At 37.9% G+C, this 3,479-nt stretch carries 4 protein-coding genes and 1 riboswitch; of the genes, 1 reads left to right on the forward strand and 3 read right to left on the reverse strand.

The window, feature by feature from the left end:
• The 3 genes from RRY75_RS12705 to tgt all read right to left on the reverse strand — a co-directional run.
• Window positions 1-221: hypothetical protein (locus tag RRY75_RS12705; protein WP_332717084.1), on the reverse strand; the 221-nt coding region annotated here is incomplete at its 3' end.
• 32 nt (window positions 222-253) lie between these two features.
• The gene (yajC, locus tag RRY75_RS12710; protein ID WP_332491262.1) at window positions 254-634 is read right to left on the reverse strand and encodes a preprotein translocase subunit YajC; all 381 of its coding nucleotides are present in this window, start codon (window positions 632-634) and stop codon (window positions 254-256) included.
• 26 nt (window positions 635-660) lie between these two features.
• Window positions 661-1,788, reverse strand: coding sequence for a tRNA guanosine(34) transglycosylase Tgt (gene tgt / locus RRY75_RS12715; RefSeq protein ID WP_332491260.1), 1,128 nt, complete (start codon window positions 1,786-1,788; stop codon window positions 661-663).
• A gap of 174 nt (window positions 1,789-1,962) precedes the next feature.
• Between tgt and aroC the strand changes: the two genes are divergently transcribed.
• On the forward strand, window positions 1,963-3,132 hold the full coding sequence (aroC, locus tag RRY75_RS12720) for a chorismate synthase (RefSeq protein WP_332491258.1): 1,170 nt from the start codon (window positions 1,963-1,965) through the stop codon (window positions 3,130-3,132).
• 134 nt (window positions 3,133-3,266) lie between these two features.
• Window positions 3,267-3,370, forward strand: a riboswitch (purine riboswitch).
• Window positions 3,371-3,479 lie beyond the last annotated feature (109 nt).

A 3,479-nucleotide genomic window follows, 5' to 3' on the forward strand; every position in this document is an offset into this window, starting at 1 on the left:
CCCCCTGCTACTGCAAAGGATATGGCATACTGCATATATTGTAAGTAAATCATACTAATAGCTGTTTCAGTGGTTCCAAAGAGTCCAATCCCTACAGCGGATGCAATCCCTATTCCTACTGAAAGCAAAAGGGTGAATACAAATGGCATCAAAATAATAGAAACTAAGCTTGGCTCACTTCCTGTACGGGCAGCTACAAGCATTTTATTGTTCTCTAACATCTCATTCGCTCCTTAGAAAAAGAAGAGGATGATTATTCCTCATCCTCTTCTTCGTATTCTCCATCTTCATATTCATCTTCGTACTCATCATCATCGTCAGCCACTGGTTCGCTAGCTTTAGAGATTGTAAGGTTTGGAGCTGCTACTGCTGCTACCGCTGCTCTTTTAACTGGGATACGAACGCTTTTGTTAAGACCAAGTTCAATGATAAATAAATCATTGATCATATCTACAACTTTACCGTAAATACCTGTTGTAAGTAAAACTTCATCCCCTACTTTGATAGAACTTTGCATATCTGATACTTGTTTGTCTCTTTTCTTTTGTGGACGAATAATTAAGAAGTACATAATTAAAAAGAAAAATCCAAGGTAAAGCACTGTTGACATAAGCATTCCGCCTGATGATTGCATAAATTTTCTCCTCCATTATAAAAAAATTATTTGTTATTATATCCTTCTAGACGCATTTGTTTGTACTTAGCGAATTCGCCTTTGTCTAATGCATCTCGAATTTCAGTCATTAAGTTGTTGAAGTAGTAAAGGTTGTGAATAACACAAAGTCTCATACCTAACATTTCTTTTGCTTTTAAAAGATGTCTAAGGTAAGCTCTACTGTATTTTTGACATGTTGGACATTGACATTCCTCACTAATTGGGCTCATGTCCTTTTCAAATTTTTGGTTGAAAAGATTCATCTTGCCGTGGTTGGTGTAAACATGTCCATGACGACCATTACGTGCTGGTAATACACAGTCAAAAAAGTCTATACCACGCTCAACTGCTTCTAAAATATTTTCTGGTGTCCCTACACCCATTAAATAAGTTGGTTTATTTTGAGGTAAGTATGGCACTACTGCTTCAAGTACATTGTACATGTCTTCGTGGCTTTCCCCTACTGCAAGTCCGCCTACTGCGTAACCTGGTAAGTCAAATTCACGAATTACTTTAGCATGTTCAATACGTACATCTGGTAAAACACCGCCTTGGTTGATTCCAAAGAGCATTTGTTTTTTGTTGATGGTATCTTCTAATGCATTTAATCTGTTCATCTCATCCATACAACGTTTAAGCCATCTTGTAGTACGTTCTACTGAAGGTAAAATATAATCTCTATCTGCTAATGCTGGTGGGCACTCATCAAATGCCATGGCAATTGTTGAGGCAATGTTAGATTGAATTTGCATACTCTCTTCTGGACCCATGAAAATCTTACGACCGTCAATGTGAGATGAGAAGTATACGCCTTCTTCTTTAATCTTACGCATAGCTGCAAGTGAAAACACTTGGAATCCACCTGAATCTGTAAGAATAGGCTTGTCCCACACCATGAACTTGTGTAAACCACCTAATTCTTTAATCACTTGATCACCCGGTCTTAAATGTAAGTGATAAGTATTGGATAACGCAACTTGTGTATGGATATTGTGAAGGTCCTCCGCACCTAGTGCACCTTTAATGGCTGCTACTGTAGCTACGTTCATGAAAACGGGTGTCTCTATTGTACCGTGTACAGTATGAAATCTACCACGCTTTGCTCTGCCTTCTACTTTTAATAGTTCGTACATATTGGTGTATCTCCTATCTGTCATATACTACCATACAGTTTACAAGAAAAAGTATGTGATTACAAGAATACTATCTTGTATTTTTATCATTTTTTCTTACTTTTAGTCACTCTTATTGAATGTATTTGTATAATTTGGTACAATTAAGACAAATTTTTGATGGGAGGTTTTCATATGTCCGGTTCAATTTTTGGTAAACACTTTTCAGTATCTACGTTTGGTGAATCTCATGGTCTTGCCATTGGTGTCATCATTGATGGCTGCCCTTCTAATATACCTCTAACAAAGGAAGATATTATGAAGAATATGGTAAGAAGAAAACCTGGCAACGCTAAAGTTGCCACTGCGCGCAAAGAATCTGATGCAATAGACATTTTATCCGGTGTCTTTGAAGGGAAAACAACAGGTACACCCATTTGCCTTATGATTCGTAATGAGGACCAACGTTCTCATAACTATGACAATCTTAAAGATGTGTATCGGCCTTCTCATGCCGACTATCCTTATCAACTCAAATATGAAAATCGTGACTATCGTGGTGGTGGACGCTCTTCTGCTCGTGAAACAGCTGCCCGTGTAGCCGCAGGTAGCGTGGCTATGTGTGTTCTTTCAGAGCTCGGTATTCATATTCAAGCTTATACAAAGGCACTAGGGCCGATTACTATTAATGATGATGAATTAGACTATAATGAAATTACAAACAACTTACTTTCCATGCCTCATGCTACTAAAGCTCTTGAAGCACTTGACTACATTGGACAAATGAAAGCGGAGAAAGACTCCATCGGTGGTGTCGTAGAATGTCAAGTTATAGGTATGCCTGTAGGCGTTGGCGAACCTGTCTTTGACCGTTTAGATGCTGTACTTGGACAAGCTATCATGAGTATTAATGCAGTGAAGGCCTTTGAGGTAGGTGAAGGCGTTAAGGCAAGTACTATGAAAGGCTCTGCTTATAATGATAGCTTTTATACTTCTAATAATCTAGGCCACTATGGTGAACCCACTTATAGGGGTCATGGCTACTGTGGTCATCCTAAGCGTCAGCACGTCTCAGTACATAAGTATACCAACCATTCTGGTGGCATACTAGGAGGTCTATCTGATGGTAGTCCCATCCTCTTACGTGCACATTTTAAGCCAACGCCATCCATTGCATTGCCTCAACAAACCATCAATCATGATTTAGAGAATGTAGGACTTACTATAGAAGGACGTCATGATCCAACTGTAGTTACACGTGCTGTTGTTGTAGTAGAAGCCATGACTGCTCTTGCTCTATGTGACCTACTCCTTTGCGGTGCCACTTCTCGCATCGACCAATTAAAGGCTGCTTACCGACGTTAAAAAGTACCCATACAGATAAAATAGTTCTAAGGTCAGCATTACAAAGTATAAACTTTAATCAAATAATTCTAATTATCATTGAATTTTATTTAATATTAGTATAAAATAAAGGCATAAATCGAACATTTATTAAATACACTTATTTAATATTCGCTTATATAGATTTGAAGATATGGTTCAAATGTCTCTACTCAGTTGCCGTAAAAAACTGACCGCTATAAGTGAATTACTATTTCTTGTAATTTACTTTAATTTAGGGAGGCATTAAAAATGAAATATGATTTGATTATTGTGGGCGCTGGTCCATCAGGGATTTTCACAGCTTTAGAACTTGTTAAGAAAAAAAG

Source organism: Niameybacter sp., assembly GCF_036655075.1.
Taxonomy (GTDB): domain Bacteria; phylum Bacillota; class Clostridia; order Lachnospirales; family Cellulosilyticaceae; genus Holtiella.

Bases quoted from the DNA above. Each gene is read 5' to 3' on its own strand.
- aroC (WP_332491258.1), top strand. From the start codon at position 1,963: ATGTCCGGTTCAATTTTTGGTAAACACTTTTCAGTATCTACGTTTGGT.
- tgt (WP_332491260.1), bottom strand. From the start codon at position 1,788: ATGTACGAACTATTAAAAGTAGAAGGCAGAGCAAAGCGTGGTAGATTT.
- yajC (WP_332491262.1), bottom strand. From the start codon at position 634: ATGCAATCATCAGGCGGAATGCTTATGTCAACAGTGCTTTACCTTGGA.